At 55.3% G+C, this 21,897-nt stretch carries 23 protein-coding genes and 4 pseudogenes; 9 read left to right on the top strand and 18 right to left on the bottom strand.

What is annotated here, in order from left to right:
• Window positions 1-49 precede the first annotated feature (49 nt).
• Window positions 50-202, top strand: a complete 153-nt coding sequence (locus tag ACA058_RS16730) for a hypothetical protein (RefSeq protein ID WP_497635016.1) — start codon at window positions 50-52, stop codon at window positions 200-202.
• 27 nt (window positions 203-229) lie between these two features.
• Here ACA058_RS16730 and tnpC (ACA058_RS16735) read toward each other — a convergent pair whose 3' ends face one another.
• The 3 genes from tnpC (ACA058_RS16735) to tnpA (ACA058_RS16745) all read right to left on the bottom strand — a co-directional run bounded on the left by tnpC (ACA058_RS16735) (window position 230) and on the right by tnpA (ACA058_RS16745) (window position 2,473).
• The gene (gene tnpC / locus ACA058_RS16735) at window positions 230-1,756 is read right to left on the bottom strand and encodes an IS66 family transposase (protein WP_497635017.1); all 1,527 of its coding nucleotides are present in this window, start codon (window positions 1,754-1,756) and stop codon (window positions 230-232) included.
• A gap of 61 nt (window positions 1,757-1,817) precedes the next feature.
• Window positions 1,818-2,153: an IS66 family insertion sequence element accessory protein TnpB gene (tnpB, locus tag ACA058_RS16740; RefSeq protein ID WP_461978842.1), complete on the bottom strand. Its 336-nt coding sequence runs from the start codon at window positions 2,151-2,153 to the stop codon at window positions 1,818-1,820.
• Window positions 2,150-2,473, bottom strand: a complete 324-nt coding sequence (gene tnpA, locus ACA058_RS16745; RefSeq protein WP_497635018.1) for an IS66-like element accessory protein TnpA — start codon at window positions 2,471-2,473, stop codon at window positions 2,150-2,152. The genes tnpB (ACA058_RS16740) and tnpA (ACA058_RS16745) overlap by 4 nt, the downstream gene beginning before the upstream one ends.
• A 523-nt stretch (window positions 2,474-2,996) precedes the next feature.
• Between tnpA (ACA058_RS16745) and tnpC (ACA058_RS16750) the strand changes: the two genes are divergently transcribed.
• Window positions 2,997-4,523: an IS66 family transposase gene (gene tnpC, locus ACA058_RS16750; RefSeq protein ID WP_497635019.1), complete on the top strand. Its 1,527-nt coding sequence runs from the start codon at window positions 2,997-2,999 to the stop codon at window positions 4,521-4,523.
• A gap of 90 nt (window positions 4,524-4,613) precedes the next feature.
• Here tnpC (ACA058_RS16750) and ACA058_RS16755 read toward each other — a convergent pair whose 3' ends face one another.
• The gene (locus ACA058_RS16755) at window positions 4,614-5,063 is read right to left on the bottom strand and encodes an Xre family toxin-antitoxin system antitoxin (RefSeq protein ID WP_497635020.1); all 450 of its coding nucleotides are present in this window, start codon (window positions 5,061-5,063) and stop codon (window positions 4,614-4,616) included.
• Between the two features lie 242 nt (window positions 5,064-5,305).
• Here ACA058_RS16755 and ACA058_RS16760 point away from each other — a divergent pair, with 242 nt between their 5' ends.
• Both ACA058_RS16760 and ACA058_RS16765 read left to right on the top strand, forming a co-directional pair.
• On the top strand, window positions 5,306-5,485 hold the full coding sequence (locus tag ACA058_RS16760; protein WP_497635021.1) for a hypothetical protein: 180 nt from the start codon (window positions 5,306-5,308) through the stop codon (window positions 5,483-5,485).
• A gap of 145 nt (window positions 5,486-5,630) precedes the next feature.
• Window positions 5,631-5,840, top strand: a complete 210-nt coding sequence (locus tag ACA058_RS16765; protein ID WP_497635022.1) for a hypothetical protein — start codon at window positions 5,631-5,633, stop codon at window positions 5,838-5,840.
• Between the two features lie 560 nt (window positions 5,841-6,400).
• Here ACA058_RS16765 and ACA058_RS16770 read toward each other — a convergent pair.
• The 11 genes and pseudogenes from ACA058_RS16770 to ACA058_RS16820 all read right to left on the bottom strand — a co-directional run.
• Window positions 6,401-7,036: a hypothetical protein gene (locus tag ACA058_RS16770; RefSeq protein ID WP_497635023.1), complete on the bottom strand. Its 636-nt coding sequence runs from the start codon at window positions 7,034-7,036 to the stop codon at window positions 6,401-6,403.
• Window positions 7,036-7,734, bottom strand: coding sequence for a hypothetical protein (locus ACA058_RS16775; protein WP_497639947.1), 699 nt, complete (start codon window positions 7,732-7,734; stop codon window positions 7,036-7,038). The genes ACA058_RS16770 and ACA058_RS16775 overlap by 1 nt, the downstream gene beginning before the upstream one ends.
• Before the next feature lie 100 nt (window positions 7,735-7,834).
• On the bottom strand, window positions 7,835-8,596 hold the full coding sequence (pstB, locus tag ACA058_RS16780) for a phosphate ABC transporter ATP-binding protein PstB (RefSeq protein ID WP_497639948.1): 762 nt from the start codon (window positions 8,594-8,596) through the stop codon (window positions 7,835-7,837).
• Between the two features lie 76 nt (window positions 8,597-8,672).
• Window positions 8,673-9,566 carry a phosphate ABC transporter permease PstA gene (pstA, locus tag ACA058_RS16785; RefSeq protein ID WP_497635024.1) on the bottom strand — a complete coding sequence of 298 codons (894 nt, stop codon included), beginning with the start codon at window positions 9,564-9,566 and terminating at the stop codon, window positions 8,673-8,675.
• Window positions 9,566-10,531, bottom strand: a complete 966-nt coding sequence (gene pstC, locus ACA058_RS16790) for a phosphate ABC transporter permease subunit PstC (RefSeq protein ID WP_497635025.1) — start codon at window positions 10,529-10,531, stop codon at window positions 9,566-9,568. Before pstC ends, pstA begins: the two co-directional genes overlap by 1 nt.
• Window positions 10,532-10,606: 75 nt before the next feature.
• On the bottom strand, window positions 10,607-11,638 hold the full coding sequence (gene pstS / locus ACA058_RS16795; protein ID WP_497635026.1) for a phosphate ABC transporter substrate-binding protein PstS: 1,032 nt from the start codon (window positions 11,636-11,638) through the stop codon (window positions 10,607-10,609).
• A gap of 339 nt (window positions 11,639-11,977) precedes the next feature.
• Window positions 11,978-12,172, bottom strand: a pseudogene (locus ACA058_RS16800) (Ppx/GppA phosphatase family protein); the annotation flags it as partial.
• A 30-nt stretch (window positions 12,173-12,202) separates the two neighbouring features.
• Window positions 12,203-13,771 (bottom strand): IS66 family transposase, encoded by a 1,569-nt coding sequence (gene tnpC, locus ACA058_RS16805; RefSeq protein ID WP_497635027.1) that lies wholly within the window; start codon window positions 13,769-13,771, stop codon window positions 12,203-12,205.
• A 61-nt stretch (window positions 13,772-13,832) separates the two neighbouring features.
• Window positions 13,833-14,168, bottom strand: coding sequence for an IS66 family insertion sequence element accessory protein TnpB (tnpB, locus tag ACA058_RS16810; RefSeq protein ID WP_028622703.1), 336 nt, complete (start codon window positions 14,166-14,168; stop codon window positions 13,833-13,835).
• Entirely contained in the window at window positions 14,165-14,491 is a 327-nt protein-coding gene (gene tnpA, locus ACA058_RS16815; protein WP_497635028.1) for an IS66-like element accessory protein TnpA, read from the bottom strand. Before tnpA (ACA058_RS16815) ends, tnpB (ACA058_RS16810) begins: the two co-directional genes overlap by 4 nt.
• Before the next feature lie 107 nt (window positions 14,492-14,598).
• Window positions 14,599-14,800: pseudogene (locus ACA058_RS16820) on the bottom strand (Ppx/GppA family phosphatase); the annotation flags it as partial.
• A 232-nt stretch (window positions 14,801-15,032) separates the two neighbouring features.
• Between ACA058_RS16820 and ppk2 the strand changes: the two are divergent.
• The 3 genes and pseudogenes from ppk2 to ACA058_RS16835 form a co-directional block, all read left to right on the top strand.
• The gene (gene ppk2, locus ACA058_RS16825) at window positions 15,033-15,950 is read left to right on the top strand and encodes a polyphosphate kinase 2 (protein ID WP_497635029.1); all 918 of its coding nucleotides are present in this window, start codon (window positions 15,033-15,035) and stop codon (window positions 15,948-15,950) included.
• A gap of 117 nt (window positions 15,951-16,067) precedes the next feature.
• Window positions 16,068-16,448 (top strand): annotated as a pseudogene (locus tag ACA058_RS16830) (inorganic phosphate transporter); the annotation flags it as partial.
• 1 nt (window position 16,449) lies between these two features.
• Window positions 16,450-16,586: pseudogene (locus tag ACA058_RS16835) on the top strand (transposase domain-containing protein); the annotation flags it as partial.
• A gap of 157 nt (window positions 16,587-16,743) precedes the next feature.
• On the opposite strand, the gene ACA058_RS16840 reads toward ACA058_RS16835, so the two are convergent.
• From ACA058_RS16840 to ACA058_RS16850, 3 genes are all read right to left on the bottom strand, one after another.
• A protein-coding gene (locus ACA058_RS16840; RefSeq protein WP_497634978.1) for an IS3 family transposase occupies window positions 16,744-17,963 on the bottom strand; the annotation gives its coding sequence in 2 pieces (ribosomal slippage) (window positions 16,744-17,618 and window positions 17,618-17,963; 1,221 coding nt in all).
• 23 nt (window positions 17,964-17,986) lie between these two features.
• Window positions 17,987-18,463 (bottom strand): arsenate reductase ArsC, encoded by a 477-nt coding sequence (locus tag ACA058_RS16845; RefSeq protein ID WP_497635030.1) that lies wholly within the window; start codon window positions 18,461-18,463, stop codon window positions 17,987-17,989.
• Window positions 18,464-18,637: 174 nt separating this feature from the next.
• Window positions 18,638-19,411 carry a ParA family protein gene (locus ACA058_RS16850; RefSeq protein WP_497635031.1) on the bottom strand — a complete coding sequence of 258 codons (774 nt, stop codon included), beginning with the start codon at window positions 19,409-19,411 and terminating at the stop codon, window positions 18,638-18,640.
• Window positions 19,412-19,600: 189 nt separating this feature from the next.
• On the opposite strand from ACA058_RS16850, the gene ACA058_RS16855 reads away from it, so the two are divergent.
• Both ACA058_RS16855 and ACA058_RS16860 read left to right on the top strand, forming a co-directional pair.
• A complete protein-coding gene (locus ACA058_RS16855; protein WP_497635032.1) occupies window positions 19,601-19,861 on the top strand; it encodes a YuaX family protein in 261 nt (86 codons plus the stop codon).
• Window positions 19,862-19,993: 132 nt separating this feature from the next.
• On the top strand, window positions 19,994-21,856 hold the full coding sequence (locus ACA058_RS16860; RefSeq protein WP_497635033.1) for a pyruvate kinase: 1,863 nt from the start codon (window positions 19,994-19,996) through the stop codon (window positions 21,854-21,856).
• Window positions 21,857-21,897 lie beyond the last annotated feature (41 nt).

Below are 21,897 nucleotides of genomic sequence, written 5' to 3' on the forward strand. Positions count from 1 at the left end.
CCATTGCCGATTCAAAAGTCACGGAGACTCACATGAGAGAAAGCGACCGATGAAAATCATCATCGAAGAATGGGATGGCGACGGTGCGATTCGAATTCCCGACAAAGCGTTGCAGGAGCTGGAACTCGATGTTGGCGACGCGGTGTATCTGATTGAGGAGTTTGTGGGCAATGCGCGCTGCCTTGTCCTATCAAAAACGTAAGCGTCCGCCGAAGTCACCTTGCATGACTCAGGCAGATACCCACTGATGCGGCAGCAGTTGGTCGATCTCACTCGCTCGCTGCATCGGCAACCGCGTCAGCACATCTTTGAGATAGGCATACGGATCATGCCCATTCATACGCGCTGACTGGATCAAGCTCATGATCGCCGCCGCTCGTTTGCCGCTGCGAAGCGACCCGGCAAACAACCAGTTTGAACGCCCGAGCGCCCACGGCCGGATCTGATTCTCGACTGGGTTGTTGTCGATGGGCACGGCCCCATCTTCCAGGTAGCGCGTCAGCGCGACCCAGCGTTTAAGGCTGTAATCCAAGGCTTTGGCCGTCGCTGATCCGTTGGGTACAAGATCGCGCTGGGCCAACATCCAGTCGTGCAGCGCTTTCGCTAACGGCGCAGCTTTTTCTTGCCGTATCCGCCAGCGATCCTCATCACTCATGTCGCACGCTTGGCGTTCAACTTCGTACAAGCCGCCAATCGAGTGCAGTGCCTGTGCTGCCAACTGACTTTTATTCGCCACGTGCAGATCGAAAAACTTGCGGCGTGCGTGGGCCATGCAACCAATTTCGATCATGCCCTTCTCGAAACCGGCTTTGTAGCCAGCAAAATCGTCGCACACCAGCTTGCCGTTCCACGAGCCGAGGAAGTTACGTGCATGCTCACCGGCGCGGCTCGGGCTGAAGTCATAAACCACTGCCTTAAACGCCGAAAACGGCGTGGTGCAGTAAGCCCAGACATACGCGCGGTGAGTTTTCTTCTCTCCGGGCGCAAGCATCTGCACCGGAGTTTCGTCAGCATGGACAACTCGTTGGGCCAGAACAGCTTCTCGCAAGGCATCAACCAATGGCTGAAGCTGTACACCGGTCTGCCCAACCCATTGCGCGAGAGTTGAACGCGCGATGGCTAAGCCGGCGCGGCCAAAGATTTTCTCCTGCCGGTACAGCGGCAAGTGGTCGGCGAATTTCGCCACCATTACGTGAGCGAGCAGACCTGCTGTAGGTATTCCCTTGTCGATTACCTGGGCCGGCACCGGTGCCTGGATCAGTGTTTCGCACTGACGGCAGGCCCATTTTCCACGCACATGCTGTTCGACGGTGAACACGCCCGGCGTGTAATCCAGCTTCTCGCTGACGTCCTCGCCGATGCGCTGAAGTTGGCAGCCGCAGGCGCACTGGATGTTTTCCGGTTCGTGATGAATTACGGTGCGTGGAAACTGCGGTGGCAGCGGCGCGCGCTTGGGTTGCTGGCGCTTCTCTTCTGGGCCGGGAGCTGGTCGGAGGGCCTTCAACTCGGCGTCGATAGCCTCAAGATCAGTGTTGAGCAGATCGTCGAGCAAGTTGCCTTGCTCAGGGCTGATCTGCTCGCTGCGCTTGGCAAACCTGTGCCGCTTGAGGATGGCGATCTCGTGGGTCAGCTGTTCGATGATGGTTTGATCGCGGTGGATCTTTCTGCCCATGGTGTCGACCTTCGACATCAACTGCGCAGCGAATGCACGCAGTTGGTCGGGGGTCATCTGATCGATATTGGGCGAAGAAGTCATGCCTTGGATTTTACCAAAGCAGATCGCTTGCGGCAGTAGGCCAAAAATCTAATTACAGTTTTTACAGCAGTGTGATTGTGCCGGCAGCTCCAACACGCTGCCAAGGCAAACCTAATACCAAGGCCTGAAGTTGCTCGGTATCCAGCTCTATCTCACAGCCTTGCCGAATGCCTGGCCAGTGGAATTTGCCTTGGTTCAACCGCCGTGCAGCCAGCCAAACACCAATCCCGTCATGAACCAGGACTTTCATTCGGTTAGCACGTCGATTGGCAAAGAGATAAGCACAGTGCGGCTTCGCCGCACCGAATACTGCAATCACTCTGGCCAACGCGGTCTCGGTACCTGCACGCATATCCATGGGCTCGGTGGCGAGCCAGATGGCATCGATGCGGATCACTTGGCAAGCTCACGGACAAAACGAGCACACCCGTCAGGATCTGAGGATGGCCACTTCACAGTGAGTTTTTGCGGCCCGAAAGGAACCTCGATGTTGACCGACATCTGCTGATCGGGCTGGGTTGCGGGCGCAAGCGTCATCGGAACAAAAGCAGGCAAAGCCGGCGCCTGATGATCACGATAAGCAGGTATCCACTTTCGAACCAGGTTGGCGTTAATGCCGTGACGCAGGGCCACGCTGGCCATCGACACGCCAGGTTGCAGGCATTCTTGGACGATCTGGGCTTTAAAGGGTTTGGGATAAGAGGTTCTTTGGCGCATGGCAATCCTGATGATAGGGGCGATAGTGTCCACGTATTTTTAAGTGGACAACATCGCCCTTATCGCTGGGATCGGGTAGGTGACTTCGCCGGACGCTTACTCAAAAACGCCTCAGATTGCGGATCGAATAGAAGAGCTCACTGAAGCCTGGGATAGCGGACAGCTTGGTAACGCGCCAAGGATAAATGAGACAGCCGCAATGGCGCGCCCTTGACGCACTCACGGAAGGCCGCCTGCAGTCAGTGATGGAGCGAGAGGTGCCTCGATCAAGCGTGCGTTAGGTACGGCTCGGCGCACGTCTTCTATGGCGCCCTCAATTGCGTGATGTGCAGAGGGTGCTTCACGTATGAACTCAAGAGCTAGGGCTGTGAGATAGAGCTGGATACCGAGCAACTTCAGGCCTTGGTATTAGGTTTGCCTTGGCAGCGTGTTGGTGCTGCCGGCACAATCACACTGCTGTAAAAACTGTAATTAGATTCTTGGCCTACTGCCGCAAGCGATCTGCTTTGGTAAAATCCAAGGCATGACTTCTTCGCCCAATATCGATCAGATGACCCCCGACCAACTGCGTGCATTCGCTGCGCAGTTGATGTCGAAGGTCGACACCATGGGCAGAAAGATCCACCGCGAACAAACCATCATCGAACAGCTGACCCACGAGATCGCCATCCTCAAGCGGCACAGGTTTGCCAAGCGCAGCGAGCAGATCAGCCCTGAGCAAGACAACTTGCTCGACGATCTGCTCAACACTGATCTTGAGGCTATCGACGCCGAGTTGAAGGCCCTCCGACCAGCTCCCGGCCCAGAAGAGAAGCGCCAGCAACCCAAGCGCGCGCCGCTGCCACCGCAGTTTCCACGCACCGTAATTCATCACGAACCGGAAAACATCCAGTGCGCCTGCGGCTGCCAACTTCAGCGCATCGGCGAGGACGTCAGCGAGAAGCTGGATTACACGCCGGGCGTGTTCACCGTCGAACAGCATGTGCGTGGAAAATGGGCCTGCCGTCAGTGCGAAACACTGATCCAGGCACCGGTGCCGGCCCAGGTAATCGACAAGGGAATACCTACAGCAGGTCTGCTCGCTCACGTAATGGTGGCGAAATTCGCCGACCACTTGCCGCTGTACCGGCAGGAGAAAATCTTTGGCCGCGCCGGCTTAGCCATCGCGCGTTCAACTCTCGCGCAATGGGTTGGGCAGACCGGTGTACAGCTTCAGCCATTGGTTGATGCCTTGCGAGAAGCTGTTCTGGCCCAACGAGTTGTCCATGCTGACGAAACTCCGGTGCAGATGCTTGCGCCCGGAGAGAAGAAAACTCACCGCGCTTATGTCTGGGCTTACTGCACCACGCCGTTTTCGGCGTTTAAGGCAGTGGTTTATGACTTCAGCCCGAGCCGCGCCGGTGAGCATGCACGTAACTTCCTCGGCTCGTGGAACGGCAAGCTGGTGTGCGACGATTTTGCTGGCTACAAAGCCGGTTTCGAGAAGGGCATGATCGAAATTGGTTGCATGGCCCACGCACGCCGCAAGTTTTTCGATCTGCACGTGGCGAATAAAAGTCAGTTGGCAGCACAGGCACTGCACTCGATTGGCGGCTTGTACGAAGTTGAACGCCAAGCGTGCGACATGAGTGATGAGGATCGCTGGCGGATACGGCAAGAAAAAGCTGCGCCGTTAGCGAAAGCGCTGCACGACTGGATGTTGGCCCAGCGCGATCTTGTACCCAACGGATCAGCGACGGCCAAAGCCTTGGATTACAGCCTTAAACGCTGGGTCGCGCTGACGCGCTACCTGGAAGATGGGGCCGTGCCCATCGACAACAACCCAGTCGAGAATCAGATCCGGCCGTGGGCGCTCGGGCGTTCAAACTGGTTGTTTGCCGGGTCGCTTCGCAGCGGCAAACGAGCGGCGGCGATCATGAGCTTGATCCAGTCAGCGCGTATGAATGGGCATGATCCGTATGCCTATCTCAAAGATGTGCTGACGCGGTTGCCGATGCAGCGAGCGAGTGAGATCGACCAACTGCTGCCGCATCAGTGGGTATCTGCCTGAGTCATGCAAGGTGACTTCGGCGGACGCTTACGAAGGAGCGATAGCCGTAGTAGCTTTAGCTCCACAGCCTAACAAGTCGCCTACCGAATCTCACACAAGAACTCCCCTCTGCAGTCGGCCGATAAGATCGAGCACAGCGTTCGTCTCCACCCTCGTCCTCATCATATCCAGAGGACGCTTCGAACCAAGTCCACGAACCGGCGTGCTCATCCATTCCGTTGCAGCGGCGACATCGCTTTCGAACAGGTAAAGGGCTTGCTCAAAGACCGCTATCAATGCGACCAAGCGGTCGCTTTCAACGGTGCTGAAGCGTCCCGTTTTTGCCCTACGTGCTAGTGATGCAGGAGATATGCCGATAGCCTGAGAAATGACCTTTCGCTCGACCTTCAGATTGCTCGCTATCAGATTGAAATACTCGTAAGGAAGGCCTCGGTGTATGAAGTCATGAAGGGTTGTGCCGCGCGAGGGCAGTCCTAAGGTTGACCAAATGTTTCCAGGCGTTGGTGGGCCTGGTAGGTACTCTTTGATCGATGACAGCATCTGTACCCCCAAGAGAAAAACCTAAAGCTTAGCCGGGCCCTGCTGGCCCGAAGCATCGACTATAGGAAAAATGACTCAACACGGCACCTACTGCCAAACCGTGCTTCATGTGATGTGAATGGTGCACCGTCATAAATTGTCTCAGCTTAAGCCCGCTTCGTTCTTGAAATCGTCTCGCTTTGCCGGTACTTCTACGTCACCAATGTCATGCACGGAAAGCACCCATGCACGCAAGATTCAGAGTGATTGAAACCACCACACTGGACGATGGCAGCAAGCGATACAGGGTTGTTGATCTTGTCGAAGGAGGTTCAGCCAGTAAGCATGGCGTGTTCAAGGCCAGGGCCGAGGCAGACGCTATTTGCTCGACATTGAATGCTGAACATCCAAGACAGTTAGAAATGCGTGCGCCCCGCTACTGAGCCTATACGGCATCTCACTCGCCCCTGTGCGGAGCTGCTTGGAGTGCGGGTTTTCATTATGGAAGCCATGACCTCACACGTTAGGCCGCTTGAATCGGGATAGCACCAGCCTGCTACGCTGTCCTCTTTCCATGGAGGAACCACAATGTCGAACGCAGACCTACTCCCTTCCCTGCTTTTCAAGATCAATCAAAACCAGCTCGCCCTTGAGGCCGCTATCATGGAACTCACGCTTTGGGTCGAGCAACGGGGATCCGCCGAGGTCGCTGGCAACGTTCGAGGAGCTCTGGACACAATCAGTAAAAACGAGGAGTTCATCAAGATGACGCTCGCGGTGTTGATGACACCGGAGTGATTCCATCCCCTACGTAGACAAAGCCTGTCGAGTAACTGAATTGGCGCCTTGGTAGGCTTCAGCCATATGCGCTTTGATGCGTTGCGAACATTAAAAGCGAATGCGCGCCGGGGACATCCATCTCGCTCAGACAAAAACCAATTCACGGCACCAGTATCGCCTCATGGATCTCAATGGAAGGAATAGCTACTTCCTTGCGCTTGCTGGCAATCCAAATCCTTGTTTTGCTCACATCGAAAATCTGCCCGCTCTCCATTAGCGTCAATACGAGTGCATCTGGTGATCCCATGAGCTGTCTTATTTGTGCTGGTGTCGCTGAACGCATCCAGTGTCATGGCCCGTGGGAGGAGAGAGATTGTCCGGCCTGTGGTCGCTATCGAGTTTCATTGTTTGTTAACAGTCTGTACCTGATCCGTTGATTTTCCAGCCGCTTTCGGCCGCACTCTGCATTTATCTGCGCAGGAACGTAGCGATTCCAGGACTGCTCGCATGGCTGGCGGGTCACTCTGTGGCGCCAGATACTGCTGCGAATGATCAAAAAATTTCAGACGTATCGAAACTTAGGAAGAAAAAATTTCTGAGCGTTGTTGCGCTTGTTCCTTGTGTCTGAGCGGATGCTGACAGGCTAGCTGTGCCTGGACTTCAGCTACTGCATCTAAGACTCTCTGCGCCCAATTCTCATCATCAGGACGTACTACAACGACGCGAAAACCGTGATCATAGCCTTCAATCTGCACGCCCTCGGAATCATCGACATGCAAGTCGATACCGAACGCTGGCGGAAATTTCGAGGGTGAGTTCGAGAGCCCGTGTACCGTTAGGGCATGGTTATGCCGAACGCTGTTGACCACCCCGTCGATGCGGACACCGTACAGTAATAGCCAACGCCTGATGTAGGACGGTGTCCGACCTGAAGAGGTGTAGACCCAGATGCTGCATCCCCGGCGACGTAACTCTCGGGTCAGAGTGCGTGTTCCAATACGCAACGGTTCGCCGAACCAACGATGAACAAACACCGGCAGCTTGCTTTGCTCGGCTGCGCAGTGGTAAAGCTGACAGGCCAACGTGTCATCTATATCAAACGAAATACGTATGTGCCGACGCCTGAGCAAGTGCATCGGGATAAGACACTTGAATGCTTGCCACACCTGACTTCTGAAAATCCGGCATTTGTTGAGAGTTGGATAGCCTTTCATCAACGTGCCCCCTGATAGAGGGACAATCGTTTGTCGCTCAGAAAAAACTTCATTGAATCAGGGGCCTGTTCTTCTAGGAAGGCTGCATATTTTTTCTTGATCTTGGGCAATTCGTACAACGCCTTGACACCATGCTTGGCGGAATTGCGTATAACCGATGATGGGTTGAAGTAGCCCTCGGCGTTGTCTACCGTCAGCACGAACGGAGGTCGCCCTGCGCGCATGAGCAAATAGCTGACAATGAGCGACCCACTGCGGTTATTGCCTTCAATGAACAATTGCGGCTTGCTGAGAATTCGAACATAAACACCGGCCGCACGCTTCCAGACTGACTCACTGCGATACGCGTGGTACCAATTGAACAAATCCTTAATTCCACCCTCAATGTTGTTGAAGAAGTGTTCCTCGGTAGCGGCAAGGTGTTGAGCGAATTCCAGTCGGCGCGCCGGGTCTCGGCCGCAGAGAACCGTGGCATTGATCTCCAGCATCAGGTTCAGGTGCTGAAGATCAAACAGGTCGACATCACGTGCGACGTAGTCGTCAATCAAGGCATAACCATCAAGCACGTTCTGCAGCACTTCGTCAGTCAAGGGATCACGCGGCTCGGTAAAGTGCCTGCTGAGCTCAGCAAAGCGGCCCTGCACCTCACGCAGTGCACGTTCAATCGCTGGCAAATCAAGGCGAAGCTTTGCAGACATTGGCAATACCGAAGCAAAGATGTGTGCGAAAGTAAAACGACCGGATGCACGCCAATGCAGTTTGGCCCTTGGCAGCATGCGGCCTTTACCGGACGGTTGGCTAGCTGAACTTGCCGCTGATGTAGTCCCCTGTCATTTGTTCGCGCGGACTGTCGAAAATCTGGGTAGTCGGGCCCATCTCAACCAGATAGCCGGTGCGCGTGCCCTGCGAAATATCAACCGAGAAGAATGCCGTCGTGTCAGCGACACGTATTGCCTGCTGCATATTGTGGGTGACCAGAGCGATGGTGTAATCCTTTTTCAACTCGACCATCAGTTCCTCGACACGGCGGGTGGCAATCGGGTCGAGTGCCGAGCACGGCTCATCCAGCAACAGGACTTCCGGTTCGGTGGCGATGGCGCGGGCGATACACAGGCGTTGTTGCTGCCCGCCGGAGAGAGACAGACCGCTGACCTTGAGCTTGTCCTTTACTTCATCCCACAGCGCGGCGCCCTGCAGGGCGTGTTTTACGCGGTCACCCAGATCGCCTTTGTAGCGATTGAGGCGCAGGCCAAAAGCGACGTTATCGAAAATGCTCATCGAGAACGGGTTCGGCTGTTGAAACACCATGCCGATATAGCGGCGCACCACCACTGGATCAACACCCTTGCCATAGACGTCTTGCCCGAGGAAATGCACATGGCCCTCGAAACGGAAGCCTCTCACCAGATCGTTCATCCGATTGAGGCTGCGCAGCACAGTGCTTTTGCCGCAGCCGGAAGGGCCGATGAATCCGGTGATCTTGTTTTTTTCGATCGGCACATGGCTATCACGTACCGCCATGAAGTTGCCATAGAAAATCTTGTCCAGCTTGCAGTCCATAACCACTGGAGCCTGGGCGTCAACGGGGGAGGCTTTTTGCATAGATATTGTATTCATGATTCAGATGCTCCCACTCTCAAAACTTAGGCTTACCGAAAATGCGGCTGACGACATTCACGACTAATACGATCATCACCAGCACCAGCGAAGCCGCCCATGCGAGCTCAAGCTGGTTGTCGAAGGGCATGCCGGAGAAGTTATAAATCAGAACGGCAAGCGATGCCGTCGGATTCATTACTGACAGGGTGCCTTCGTGGTAGATCCAGTAGTTGCTGAACAGCGCAGTAAACAACAACGGCGCAGTCTCGCCCGCTGCGCGCGCCACGGCCAGCATGACGCCGGTTAGGATTGCTGGCATGCCGGTAGGCAGTACGATTTTCCAGATCACCTGCGAGCGGGTGCAGCCCATGCCGTAGGCGGCATCCTTCATGATCTTCGGCACCATTTTCATCGACTCTTCAGCCGTAAGCACGACGATAGGCAGCATCAGCACTGCCAGTGCCACGCCACCCGCCGGTGCCGAGTAGGTACCGGTGGTCATCACCACCAGGGCGTAGGCAAAAACCCCGGCTAAAATCGAAGGCAGCCCCGTGAGCATCTTGGCGGCGAAGCGCGCGGCATTGGCCAGCTTACTGTCCGGCCCCAGTTCAGCCAGAAAAATGGCAGCCATGATGCCGACCGGCACCGCAATTGCTGCCGCGATACCGACCATGACAAAAGTGCCTGCCATCGCATTGCCAAAGCCGCCGCCAGTCTCGAAACCGGTCGGCGGTAGTTCGGTGAATACTTCCAGGCTGAGACGAGCGCCTCCACGCGTGATCAGCATGTAAAGCACGGAAATGAGGGGCACACTGGCCAATAGAGCACCACCCCAGACCAGCGTGCTCAACACCAGGCTGCGCAGGGCGCGGCCTTCAAACTTGCGCTGCAGGCTAGGCAACGCGTCTGTACGAGAAGTGAGGTCACTCATCATTTGGTACCCCGCTGGGCATAGACCATTATCATGGATCCGATGACATTCACTATGAGCGTGATCAACATCAGGATCAGTGCGGCATACATTAAAACCTCGATCTCGTTTGGCCCTGCTTCGGGGAAATTCAGCGCTAACAAGGCCGCCAGCGTATTGGCTGGTGCAAACAGAGAAAGGGAAATATTGTTCGCGTTGCCTACCAGCATGGCCAGGGCCATCGTTTCACCCAGCGCCCGGCCCAGGCCCAGTACCAATGAGCCGAAAATGCCGGTGGCAGCGGATGGCACCATCACCTTGAGAATCGCTTCCCAATGGGTGGTACCCATGCCATAGGCCGCCTGCTTGGTTTTCATCGGTACACCAGTGAGGGCATCCTGCGAAACAGCAGCAATGGTCGGCAGGATCATGATGGCAAGTACCAACGAGGCAGGTAGCAATCCCGGCCCGCTCAAGGACGTGCCGAAAAAGGGTATCCAGCCCAGTTCGCTGTGCAACCACGCCGTCAGGGGCCGAATCGCCGGGATCACCACGTAGATCCCCCACAGGCCGTAAACGACGCTGGGGATGGCCGCGAGTAATTCGACGATGGTGCGAAAGACGGCTGCAAGCTGGGCGGGCAGGAAATCCTGGGTCAAGAAAATCGCCATGCTGACGCCGAAAAAGCCTGCGATCATCAACGCGATCAAGGCACTGTAGAGCGTGCCCCAAATGGCCGGCAGAATGCCGTACTTGCCCTGATTAACATCCCAGACGGTACCGAAAAGGACGTCCAGACCGTGCTTTTCCATGCCTGGAATGGCCTTGCGCCCCACCTCGAATATCAAGGCAAATACCAACGCCAGAACGAGAACTACACCTATACGTGCAAGCGCACGGAAGGTGCGATCAACCATAAAATCCTTCGCAGAGGGTGGCTGGCAGGCAGAGTCCGGGTTAACCGGTACGACAAAAGGTTTGTTCATTGGCTAACTCCGGAGTGTGGGGGGAGCCCTGCCCGGCGAGGCACTCAGCGCACGCCGGATGAAGCCTCGCGAGCATTACTGGATGTTGGCAGAAGCTTTGCGAACCTGATCGATAATCGCTTGCGGCAGGGGAATGTAACCCATCGAATCGGCAATTTTCTGACCCTCAGTCAGGCTGTATTCGACCATTTCACGCATCGCTTTGGCTTTGGCCGGGTTCTCATTGTGCTTGCGGAAGATCATCCAGGTGTAGGAAGTGATCGGGTAGGACTTGGCACCATCTGGATCAGGCAGCCAGGCCACCAGGCTTTCCGGCATCTTCACCGCAGCCAGAGCCTCGGCACCGCTTTCCGCGTTCGGCACAACGTACGTACCGGCCTTGTTCTGCAACTGGGCAAAGTCGACCTTGGCCAGCTTGGCAAAGCCGTATTCAATGTAGCCAATGGCTCCCGGAGTCTGGCGTACGGTGGCTGTCACACCATCGTTCTTAGGCGACTTGATGAATTTGTCGCTGGCCGGCCAGTTGACCGTGTTGCCTTCACCTAACGCCTTATTGAACTCTGGATTGATTGCCGCCATGTGCTTGGTGAATACAGCGGTAGTACCGCTGGAGTCTGCACGTACGACAACCGTGATCGGCATATCAGGCAGTTTCAGTTCCGGATTGGCCGCGACGATCTGCGGATCGTTCCACTGGGTGATCTTGCCCAGGAAAATGTTGGAGTAAACGTCGCGTGGCAGTTTAAGCCCTTTAGGACTGCCCGGGAGGTTATAGGCCAACACGATTTCACCCGCAGTCATCGGCAGCAATTGCACGCCCTCGGCAACCTTGGCAATGTCTTCGTCTTTCATTGCCGAGTCACTGGCCGCGAAATCAACGGTGTTGTTGAGGAAGTCCTGTATGCCCGCCCCGCTACCCTTGGACTGGTAATCCACGGTGACGCCAGCGGTTTTTTTGCTGAAATCCTTGAACCAGGTGAGGTAAATCGGTGCCGGAAAGCTGGCGCCGGAACCTGTGAGGCGGACGCTTTCTTCAGCAAAAGACACTGAGGTGGCACAAAGAGAGACCGTAACGGCGAGCGCAGCAGACTTCATCAAACTTTTCATCGAAGAAACTCCTGATAACGGGCTCCCAAACTATGCAGCAATTTTGTTAAGATTTTATGAAGTTCGAATTAGCAAAATATCTCGCCGACCCGGCTCGTCTGGTTAGCTAACTAACTATGGCCTGGCAGTTTCGCTAGTAATCCTGCCGCTTGCTAAACGCCTATCGTCCGGTCATACGGTGAAGGTAGAGAACAACCTGGGCGTTGAACGGTTTAGGGTAAGAGCTTCGTTGGCGCATGGAAATCCTGACGTTAAGGGCTACTGCGTCCGCTTAAAAAATAGCGGACACCATCACCCTTAATGCTGGAGTTCGGAAGGTGTGTTCCCAGAACGCTTACATTCGGTTGAACCGCCGCCGATACCCACCACCAACCGCATGCTCTCTACACTGGGAATCGCGAGCAACACCGGCCTACACCAGGTAGCCTCTTTATGCCCAGAGATAACGTCAATACGAAAACCCAAGTGTCGCTCTGCACTGGCCAAAAATAGTTGAGCGTTGGCCGCTTCACGCACGTCACTGGCGGCCACAGCGTATGCGTCCGGGCATCACGCCTTGCGTGATTAGACCGGCTGCCACCTATGCGGCAGCAACTGGTCGATATCACTCGCGCGCTGCGTCGGCAGGCGCGTGAGCACGTCCTTCAGATACGCATACGGATCATGCCCGTTGAGCCGCGCAGACTGGATCAAACTCATAATCGCGGCCGCCCGTTTGCCGCTGCGCAGCGAACCTGCGAAGAGCCAGTTTTTGCGCCCCAACGCCCAAGGCCGGATCTGGTTCTCCGCCCAATTATTGTCAATGGGTACAGCCCCGTCATCGAGGTAGCGCGACAACGCTGCCCAGCGTTTCAGGCTGTAATCCAGTGCTCTGCTGATGGCTGAGCCTTCAGGCACGAGATCGCGCTGGGCCATCATCCAGGCATGCAGCATATCCATCACCGGTACGGCTTTTTCTTGCCGTATTCGGCGCCGTAAATCCGGTTCCAGGTCACGCACTTCACTCTCGATTTCGTAAAGCAACTGGATGTAACGCAGGGCCTGTTCAGCGAGCATGCTCTTGTTGGTCGCGTGCAGTTCGAAGAACTTGCGTCGCGCATGGGCCATGCATCCGATCTCGGTCACGCCGAGTGCGAAGCTGGCCTTGTAGCCGCCAAAATCATCACACACCAGCTTGCCCTTCCAGTCTTGCAGGAAGTTGCGAGCATGTTCACCAGCACGGCTGGGGCTGAAGTCATAAACAACAGCTGCTATTTCGCAAAACTGGCTTGTGGCGTAGGCCCACACATAAGAGCGGTGGGTTTTCTTTGAGCCCGGCACGAGCATCTGCACGGGTGTTTCATCGGCATGAATAACCTGCTGTCCAAGCACTACGTCGCGCAGTGCATCGACCAGAGGTTGCAACTGCACCCCAGTCACACCCACCCATTGAGCCAAAGTTGAACGTGGAATCGCCAAGCCGGCACGGCCGAAGATCGATTCCTGACGGTAAAGAGGCAGGTGGTCAGCAAACTTCGCGATCATGACGTGGGCAAGTAACCCGGCAGTGGGGATTCCCTTGTCGATGACCTGCGCCGGAACCGGCGCCTGGATCAGCGTTTCGCAGTCATCACAGACCCACTTGCCACGGACATGGCGCTCAACGGTAAACACGCCGGGCGTGTAGTCCAGCTTTTCGCTGACGTCCTCACCGATACGCTTGAGTGCGCAGCCACATGGGCAGTGAGTGTTGTCCGGTTCGTGATGGATTAGCGTGCGTGGAAACTCTGCCGGCAAAGCAGTGCGTTTGGGCTTTTGCTTTTTCTCGGTCGGAGCCAGCACTGTTTGCAAGGCTTGAAGCTCTGCTTCAATCGCCGCGATATCGGTATCGATCAGGTCATCGAGCAAGCAGGCCTGCTCAGGATTCATCTGCTCACTGCGCTTGGCAAACTTCAAACGCTTGAGTTGTGCGATCTCGTGGGTGAGCTTCTCGATAACCGTTTGATCGCGGTTGATCTTCCTGCCCATCGTCTCGACCGTCTTACCCAGTGTGTCGACTTGATGGTCGAGCGTCTCGACACGCTGTAACAACTGCGCCGCCAAAGCACGCAGTTGTTCAGGGGTAAGGTGGTCGAGATTGGGGAGCGAAGTCATGGCGCCGATTTTGCCAGAGCAAACAGTTCGCGGCGATAGACGGATAGGCTAATGGCAGCCGTTAAAGCAGTGTGATCGCACCGCCGGAGCCCGCGCGTTGCCATGGCAGACCCAACACCAGAGCCTGGAGTTGTTCGGTATCCAACTCCATTTCAGAGCCTTGGCGAATGCCTGGCCAATGGAACTTGCCTTGGTTCAAACGCCGAGCCGCCAGCCAGATCCCGAAGCCGTCATGCACCAGAACTTTCATGCGCGTGGCGCGGCGGTTGGCAAATAGATAAGCACAGTGCGGCTTCGCCGCACCAAACACCGCGATCACCCTGGCCAATGCCGTCTCGGTACCGGCGCGCATGTCCATCGGCTCGGTGGCGAGCCAGATGGAATCGATGCGGATCATAGGACAAGCCCTCGGACAAAGCGGGCGCATCCGTCAGGGTCGGAAGTTGGCCATTTCACGATGAGCGATTGCTCGCCAAGCGCCAGCTCAATGATCGCCGATGCTTCGGTCTTTTGTTTTGGTTCAACCGGCGCGACTTTCAAAGGAATGAAAGCTGGCAGCGCGACTGCCTGCTGATCACGGTAAAGCGGTATCCACCGGCGCACGACATTGGCATTAATCCCGTGACTCATCGCAATAGCTGCCACGGAAACACCGGGCTGCTCGCACTCTTGGACGACTTGGGTCTTGAAGGATTTCGGGTATGACTTACGTTGGCGCATGACGATCCTGGCATTAAGGGTAATTGCGTCCGCTTAAAAATACGCGGACACAATCGCCCTTATTGCTCGGGCTCGGAAGGTGTGTTCCCCGGCCCCTTACGCCACAGCCTTACCCGACCGACCTCAAATCCACGCAACTTTTGGCCAAATCGCGCGAGCGCTTGCCCCCCCTCCCCCCCAATCCAACGCCATTTTGTCAAGAGCGCCCCCTTCCCTGAACTCCCTTCGTCAAACGAACTGGTTCACGCAGACTTTTCACTTCCTAATCACGAATCGCTGATTTCGTTTGACCGATTGGCCAATCATCATGCGAAAGGGGGCTAGATAGCGACTTCACGCTTGGATATCAGGATAGAAATTGTCTGCTTCTATCGCGGAAATCTACCTCATCACGATAAAATCGATACAAGAAAATCCACCCATATTTGGCTGGATTAAGTGTTTCAGCTATATGTAACGATCGTGAAACACAAACTGATGTAATTACCTCGTAACAAATTTCGACTATTATTTAGCCAAGCCATCCACGCGAGTTTCTCTCATGTCCTCAACCGAAGACACGTTGATACAGCGCATCCATCGCGAGCTGCTGGATCACAGTGACGAAGAGCTGGAACTGGAATTATCCGAAGATGGGCATGACCTAAATGCTCTGTTCGATGAGCACGTTAAGGAAGGTAGTGAGAAGGAAGCTCGACGACTTTATTTCAGCGAACTATTCCGCCTGCAAGGCGAACTGGTAAAGCTACAAAGCTGGGTGGTCAAGACTGGCCACAAAGTAGTGATCCTGTTCGAAGGACGTGATGCTGCCGGCAAAGGCGGCGTTATCAAGCGCATTACCCAACGACTTAATCCTCGGGTCTGTCGTGTCGCCGCCCTGCCTGCACCCAATGACCGCGAACGTACTCAATGGTACTTCCAGCGCTACGTCTCGCACCTGCCGGCAGCGGGTGAAATCGTGCTGTTCGACCGTAGTTGGTACAACCGCGCAGGGGTCGAACAAGTCATGGGCTTTTGCAACGCCGATCAGTACGAAGAATTCTTCCGTACCGTGCCGGAGTTCGAACGGATGCTTGCCCGTTCCGGTATTCAGTTGATCAAATATTGGTTCTCCATTTCCGATCAGGAACAGCATCTGCGCTTTCTCAGTCGCATTCACGACCCGCTCAAGCAGTGGAAACTCAGCCCCATGGATCTGGAATCCCGTCGGCGCTGGGAAGCCTATACCAAGGCCAAGGAAATTATGCTTGAGCGCACCCACATCGCCGAAGCTCCATGGTGGGTAGTGCAAGCCGATGACAAGAAGAAAGCCCGACTCAACTGCATCCATCACCTTCTCGGGCAGATGCCCTATGAAGAAGTTGAGCTTCCGGTGATCGAACTGCCGCAACGCGTTCGACAGGAAGACTACTCCCGCAGTCCGACGCCACCGGAACTCATCGTGCCTCAGGTCTATTAAGACAGGCGAACAGGGGGTGCCCTAGACCGAGCGCCCCACATTCTCATCGTCAATGAACCGGATTTCATCATGACGGCCCAGACCTAGGCCGAGGATTGATCGAGTTCGACCTCCCACGGCTCAAGACCGCAACTCGATCGGAAGCCGAGCATGATTACCCTGGTGGTCTTTTTCGCAGTGTTGGGCATCGGACTGCAATTTACGCCTATAGCCTGATGCAGGACATGCACGAAATTGGCACCGTGGTCATTACCTGGACACCGTGTCTGCTGCTGGGCGTGGCGCGGCTGATTGCATCGGGCTTCGAGTTCGTGGACGGTTTCCACGACACCGCCAACGCGGTGGCCACGGTGATTACACGTGGCGGGTTTTCTTCAACTTCCTATGGGGTGCTGCTGCCCAGCGGAGCAGCGGCTTTCGGCATCATCGCTGCTGCCGGCGAAACTAATTCTGCAAGTCGGCTCGTCCGCCGGGTTCGCCATAATTTTCACCCCGTTGAATCATGAGTGTGATCCAGTCGGCACGGCTCTACGGGCGTAATCCGTAAGCTTACTTGAAGGATATTCTCACTCGCCTGCCGACGCAGCGCGCGAGTGAGATTAGGATCTGTTGCCGCACAAGTGGGCGCCCGTTTAATCACGCAAGGTGTGTTGGGCGGAAGCTTACATTTAAGGCTCATAGTCGCGAGACATTACGCTGAATACGTAAAGTGGAAGTCAAATCGGCTCATCACGTTCTGCAGAGGAATGTGTTGAGTGGACTTGCCCCTACAAAACCGGACACCAACTCCCTGTTAAATTGATGCTGCCGCCAATCGCCTGAACTCCCTCGGTGAGCGATAGTTCAAGGCGCTGTGCGGATGCTGCTCGTTGTAGTGTTCGAAGGCAATGGCCAGGTTACGCAGCGCCGTTTCTCGATCCGGCTTGGGCATGTGCGCCACGTAGTCACGCTTGATCGTCTTCACGAAGCTCTCGGCCATACCGTTGCTCTGCGGGCTGCGCACTGGCGTGGTCACCGGTTGCAAGCCGATCTGCCGTGCAAACAGGCGCGTCTGTTCGGCGGTGTAGGCCGAGCCGTTGTCGCTTAGCCATTGCACCGGCGTGGCGGGCAGTTGATCACCGAAGCGCTTCTCCACGCTTTCCAGCATCAAATCGCGGATGTCATCGCCGCTGTACCCGGTCGGGCTCGCGACCCAGCCGATGGCCTCGCGATCACAGCAGTCCAAGGCGAAGGTCACGCTTAGCTTGGCGCCGTCCTCGCAGCGGAACTCAAAACCATCCGAGCACCACCGCGTATCACTGGTTTTCACCGCAATACGGCCTTCGTGCCGACGTGGCACGCCGGGCTGTTTGAGTCGGCGCTCAAGCAACAGATTGTGATCACGCATGACTCGGTACACCCGCTTCACGTTGATCGCCGGCAGCGACTGGGTTTCACGCTCCCGGCGCAGTAATCCCCAGACACGACGGTAGCCATAGCTGGGCAACTCGCTGACCTGCTGTTGGATTTCAACCACCAACTCAGCGTCGTCCACAGGTCTGCTTCGCCGTGCCTTGGGCGATACCGATTGTTTGATTCGAACCGTTAATTGCGAGCGCGCCACACCGAGACATTCGCTGACCAGCTTCACTGGTCGTCCCCCGGCAACAAGGGTGAGTGCGCAATCCATTTTCGCGACCGGGCGATCTCCACGGCCTCTTTGAGGATTTCTGCTTCCATCGTTTTCTTGCCCAGCATCCGTTGCAGTTCACGGATCTGCTTGAGCGCATCGCTCAGCTCGGAGGCAGGCACCACGGCTTCGCCAGCACTGACCGCCGACAGGCTGCCGTCCTGGTAAAGCTTGCGCCACTGGAACAGCTGGTTGGCATTGATGCCGTTGCGCCGAGCCACCACCGAAACGCTTTGCCCTGGCTCAAGGCTCTCGCGAACCATGGCCAGTTTTTGCTCTGGGCTCCAGCGGCGCCGCCGTTCCTGGCCCAAAAGCTCCCCACTCTTATCGTTGCTGTTAGTCATAAACATAACCGTTTGCCTATCCCTTATCGTAAGGGGGAAACGGTGTCCTGTCTTTCATGGGGCTCGTTCATTGAGAGCTTTGAGCCTCCCTTCCTGGTCTTCACCATGACAAACATCTTGATGCGGTCATGAATTTCCTGGAGCGCGTGACGAAAAGGCTCATGCCGCTCACTGGTCGTTGGGTCTTCAAAATTCCACACGATCATCTCGCCGTACGTCGGCATTCGCGATGCTTCCTCAGAAGACTTGTCACACAGCGTGATGACGTAGTGAAACTCCTGCCCTTCAAACTCATCGATCGATTTGCTACGCAGGCCGTTGGTCTCTATGCCTATGTGTTCGAGAGACTCCAGGGTTCGAAGATCAACCTGACCAGGCTCAACGCCTGCACTGAAAGCTTCGAAGTCTGATGAGTCGGTGTGGCGAAGCAGCGCTTCGGCCAACACGGAACGGACATCATTTTTGGCGCAGACAAACAGAACCCGTAATTTGTCAGCCATTCCTCTCCTCCCCGCTCGAACAGTGATCAGAGAAACCGTCATTGTTCAGTTAAGCAGCGTTTTTGATCGCCCGACTTCGAGTCGATGGGATGTACTATTTCCAAATCTTTCAGCGCCGGCACCATCCGTGGACACTGCCGTAGCGGCAGGCAGATCAAATTGAGCAAAGCTATTTCAGTCCTCCTCCTCCAATAGATTCAAGAGATCAACGAACTGGCCTGTCAGTTTGTGATGCCTGTCCAGATAAATCAGGGGTAGGCATCGCTCATGAGATTCACGCATCTTGACCGAGCTGCCAAGATACACCGGGAGAATTGGCAACCCTTCCTTGATGAGTTCGTCGACCAGATTGCGGTGGAAGCCAGTGGTGCTCAGATAGTGATTGATGACAATCCCTTCAACGACCAGTGACTCATTATGGTCAGCCTGTAGTTCTGCCACCTGTTCCAGCACTTGATACAACGCCTGGCGAGCGAAGGTATCGCAATCAAATGGAATCAACACCGAATCCGCTGCGATGAGCGCACTGAACGCATAGAAATTCATGGCTGGTGGCGTATCGATGTAAACGCGGTCGTAGTCTTGGGAAACCTCGTCCAATAGCCGGCGCAATTTGTTGATCTTGAATTTCGCTTCCAGCTTGGGCTGGAGATCAGCGAGCTCGCCGCTGGCTGTGATGACGTGAAGATTGTCATGGGCGGTCTCGAAGATCTGCACGCGACTTTTCTTCGCCGCCGGCCCTGAAGACAGCGTTTGCTTGAAAAAATCGGCAATGCCCACTGGGATGTCATCTCCGGTCATCCCTGTCAGGTAGTAAGTGGAATTGGCTTGGGCATCCAGATCGACAACAAGCGTGCGGTAGCCTTCAGCTGCGCTTGCGGCGGCGAGGTTGCACACAATGCTCGACTTACCTACTCCACCTTTTTGATTGAAAATGACACGACGCATCAATGCCCTCCCCCGCGGCAAAAGACTCCAGTCTATCGATTTGTTGTTGATCTACAGCGCTAAGTTGATGAATTTTATGTGTCAGTGAGCTGGGGTGATATACGCCTAGCGGGTGCGCGACCGCTGAGTTCATTTCCCTCACACTTGCCCTATGAGAGAATCAGGCATCACAGACACGGAGAGCAGGCGTTGCTGACACTAGACGCACTACGGGCGCAGATGCGAAATGCAGAACCCGTCTTGAAAGCACTGGATTTGGAACTGGAAAGGATAAGGGTCGATCTCCGGGAGCCTGGGAGTGTTGAAGCCTGCATCAAGCAAGTCATCGAGGTAATCGATACCCATCTGATGGAGTTCAAATCCAACCCGATACTGGGGCCAATGGCGGAAGAGCTCAAAGCGCAATACGTAGAAGGGATACAGTCTCAGGCGACACAGTCGCGGTCGTAATCATCCATCGTGTAAATCGCTGCAACACATCGCTGACACACGCCGGACGTCTGGCTCATCGCCGTAAGATAAACGTCATCTAGGCGAACCACTATGGAAATAGGCGACTCGCCTCTCTTCCGAGTGCTCGTCATGACAACACCTCTCCCTTCAGGCCCGGCGGAAAACGCAGACGATGAGGCGCACGCTGCACTGAAATCCCTAGTGGCTCTGCGAAAAAAGATGAGCAGCGCATCGCAGTCTCACCTTGATGTATCGCGCATTCATCCGAGCTATCGCGACAGTGCCGCAAACCTCCTCGATTACCTTGTCCTCAGGCGCCACGACATCCGGCCACTGCAGACTCAGTTGACTTCATTGGGCCTATCGTCACTTGGAAGAAGCGAACGCGATGTCCGTGGCTCAGTAGACCGAGTGATATCTGTGCTTGAGCGAATGACCTCAAGAGCGGTGTCCTGCGGTAATGAAGGCGAGAAAAGGCCTCCAAAAAAAGATGCAATATCGTTGGTTGAACACGGCAAGGCTCTCTTCGGCTGCCACGACCGTGACAGAGCCGTTCGTATCATGGTCACCATGCCTACAGAAGCCGCCGGTGATTATGAGTTCGTTGAACGCCTGGTGGCAGCGGGCATGAACTGCCAACGGATCAACTGTGCACATGATGGGCCGGAACAATGGCTGGCGATGATTGAACATGTTCGCCGGGCGAGCCTCAAGTTGGGAAAACCCTGTCAGGTCGCAATGGATCTTCCTGGGCCAAAACTTCGCACCGGTGCCCTGGCCGAAGGTATGCCGGTGCTCAAGATCCGCCCGCTACGCGATGACACGGGCAAAGTGCTGAAACCAGGGAGACTTTATCTAACATCAGACGCTTTTCCGGCAGCTGACTCCATCCAGTTACCCGCTGAGTGGCTGGAACAGATCGAGGTGGGTGACATCCTAAAATGCCGTGATGCACGCTTTTCCAAACGCACAATGCGCGTGGTCGAAACGCATACTCAAGGCATTTGGGTGGAGCTTGATCAAACCACCTACCTCGTGCCGGAAATGGAGCTGAAACTCCAGACTCCCGCTGAACGCAAATCCACCGGGCGAGTTATCGCTGTGCCTCCTAAGTCTCAAACCATTAAATTGCATGAGGGTGATCTGCTAACGCTCACAAGATATCCTGATGAAGGAGGCCCGGCGATAGTGGACGAAGCAGGCAATGTGATTACCTCGGCACACATCAGCTGCACGTCTGACGCAATCTTCCTTGCAGCGAAATCCGGCGACCCGATATGGTTTGACGATGGGAAGATCGGTGGTGAGGTGTTATCCAAAACGACCAATGCGTTGCACATTGAGATTCATCACGCACCGGGTGGTGTGAAGCTCAAGGCTGACAAAGGAATCAATCTTCCCGACACAAATCTCGGTCTCAAGGCTTTGGCCGAAGACGATATCGCAGCGCTTGAGTTTGCCGTTCAGCACGCCGACATCATTGAACTCTCCTTCGTCAATCAAGCAGAAGATGTTCGATCACTCTTTCAGCATCTGGAACGCCTGAATGCTGAACATTTGGGCATTGTTTTGAAAATCGAAACCCGCCAAGGCTTCGAAAATCTCCCGGATCTGCTGCTCACCGGAATGAGGAGTCCAAGGTTAGGGGTCATGATCGCCCGGGGCGACTTGGCAGTGGAGACAGGTTTCGAACGAACCGCTGAGCTGCAAGAAGAGATGCTTTGCCTATGCGAGGCCGCCCACGTCCCCGTCATCTGGGCTACACAAGTCCTTGAGTCCTTGGCCAAGACTGGCGCCCCTACCCGAGCAGAGATCACTGACGCAGCCATGGGCATTCGCGCCGAGTGCGTGATGCTGAACAAAGGGCCGTTTATCCTCAAGGCCATAAGCACCTTGGACGACCTGCTTAAACGTATGCAAAGCCACCATGACAAGAAGCGCGACATGCTGAGAAAGCTGCGCGTTGCAAAGTTACCCGTACAATCAGCGTAACAAAATTGCCATCTGCTACTCTGTCCTCACATTTCTCCGTG

The organism is Pseudomonas sp. LBUM1649 (genome assembly GCF_059716155.1).

Excerpts from the sequence above, each read along its gene's own strand:
- ACA058_RS16730 (WP_497635016.1), top strand. The coding sequence starts at position 50 with ATGAAAATCATCATCGAAGAATGGGATGGCGACGGTGCGATTCGAATT.
- tnpC (WP_497635017.1), bottom strand. The coding sequence starts at position 1,756 with ATGACTTCTTCGCCCAATATCGATCAGATGACCCCCGACCAACTGCGT.
- tnpA (WP_497635018.1), bottom strand. The coding sequence starts at position 2,473 with ATGCGCCAAAGAACCTCTTATCCCAAACCCTTTAAAGCCCAGATCGTC.
- tnpC (WP_497635019.1), top strand. The coding sequence starts at position 2,997 with ATGACTTCTTCGCCCAATATCGATCAGATGACCCCCGACCAACTGCGT.
- ACA058_RS16755 (WP_497635020.1), bottom strand. The coding sequence starts at position 5,063 with ATGCTGTCATCGATCAAAGAGTACCTACCAGGCCCACCAACGCCTGGA.
- ACA058_RS16765 (WP_497635022.1), top strand. The coding sequence starts at position 5,631 with ATGTCGAACGCAGACCTACTCCCTTCCCTGCTTTTCAAGATCAATCAA.
- ACA058_RS16770 (WP_497635023.1), bottom strand. The coding sequence starts at position 7,036 with ATGAAAGGCTATCCAACTCTCAACAAATGCCGGATTTTCAGAAGTCAG.
- ACA058_RS16775 (WP_497639947.1), bottom strand. The coding sequence starts at position 7,734 with ATGTCTGCAAAGCTTCGCCTTGATTTGCCAGCGATTGAACGTGCACTG.
- pstB (WP_497639948.1), bottom strand. The coding sequence starts at position 8,596 with ATGGACTGCAAGCTGGACAAGATTTTCTATGGCAACTTCATGGCGGTA.
- pstA (WP_497635024.1), bottom strand. The coding sequence starts at position 9,566 with ATGAGTGACCTCACTTCTCGTACAGACGCGTTGCCTAGCCTGCAGCGC.
- pstC (WP_497635025.1), bottom strand. The coding sequence starts at position 10,531 with ATGAACAAACCTTTTGTCGTACCGGTTAACCCGGACTCTGCCTGCCAG.
- pstS (WP_497635026.1), bottom strand. The coding sequence starts at position 11,638 with ATGAAAAGTTTGATGAAGTCTGCTGCGCTCGCCGTTACGGTCTCTCTT.
- tnpC (WP_497635027.1), bottom strand. The coding sequence starts at position 13,771 with ATGACTTCGCTCCCCAATCTCGACCACCTTACCCCTGAACAACTGCGT.
- tnpB (WP_028622703.1), bottom strand. The coding sequence starts at position 14,168 with ATGATCCGCATCGATTCCATCTGGCTCGCCACCGAGCCGATGGACATG.
- tnpA (WP_497635028.1), bottom strand. The coding sequence starts at position 14,491 with ATGCGCCAACGTAAGTCATACCCGAAATCCTTCAAGACCCAAGTCGTC.
- ppk2 (WP_497635029.1), top strand. The coding sequence starts at position 15,033 with ATGTCCTCAACCGAAGACACGTTGATACAGCGCATCCATCGCGAGCTG.
- ACA058_RS16845 (WP_497635030.1), bottom strand. The coding sequence starts at position 18,463 with ATGGCTGACAAATTACGGGTTCTGTTTGTCTGCGCCAAAAATGATGTC.
- ACA058_RS16850 (WP_497635031.1), bottom strand. The coding sequence starts at position 19,411 with ATGCGTCGTGTCATTTTCAATCAAAAAGGTGGAGTAGGTAAGTCGAGC.
- ACA058_RS16860 (WP_497635033.1), top strand. The coding sequence starts at position 19,994 with ATGACAACACCTCTCCCTTCAGGCCCGGCGGAAAACGCAGACGATGAG.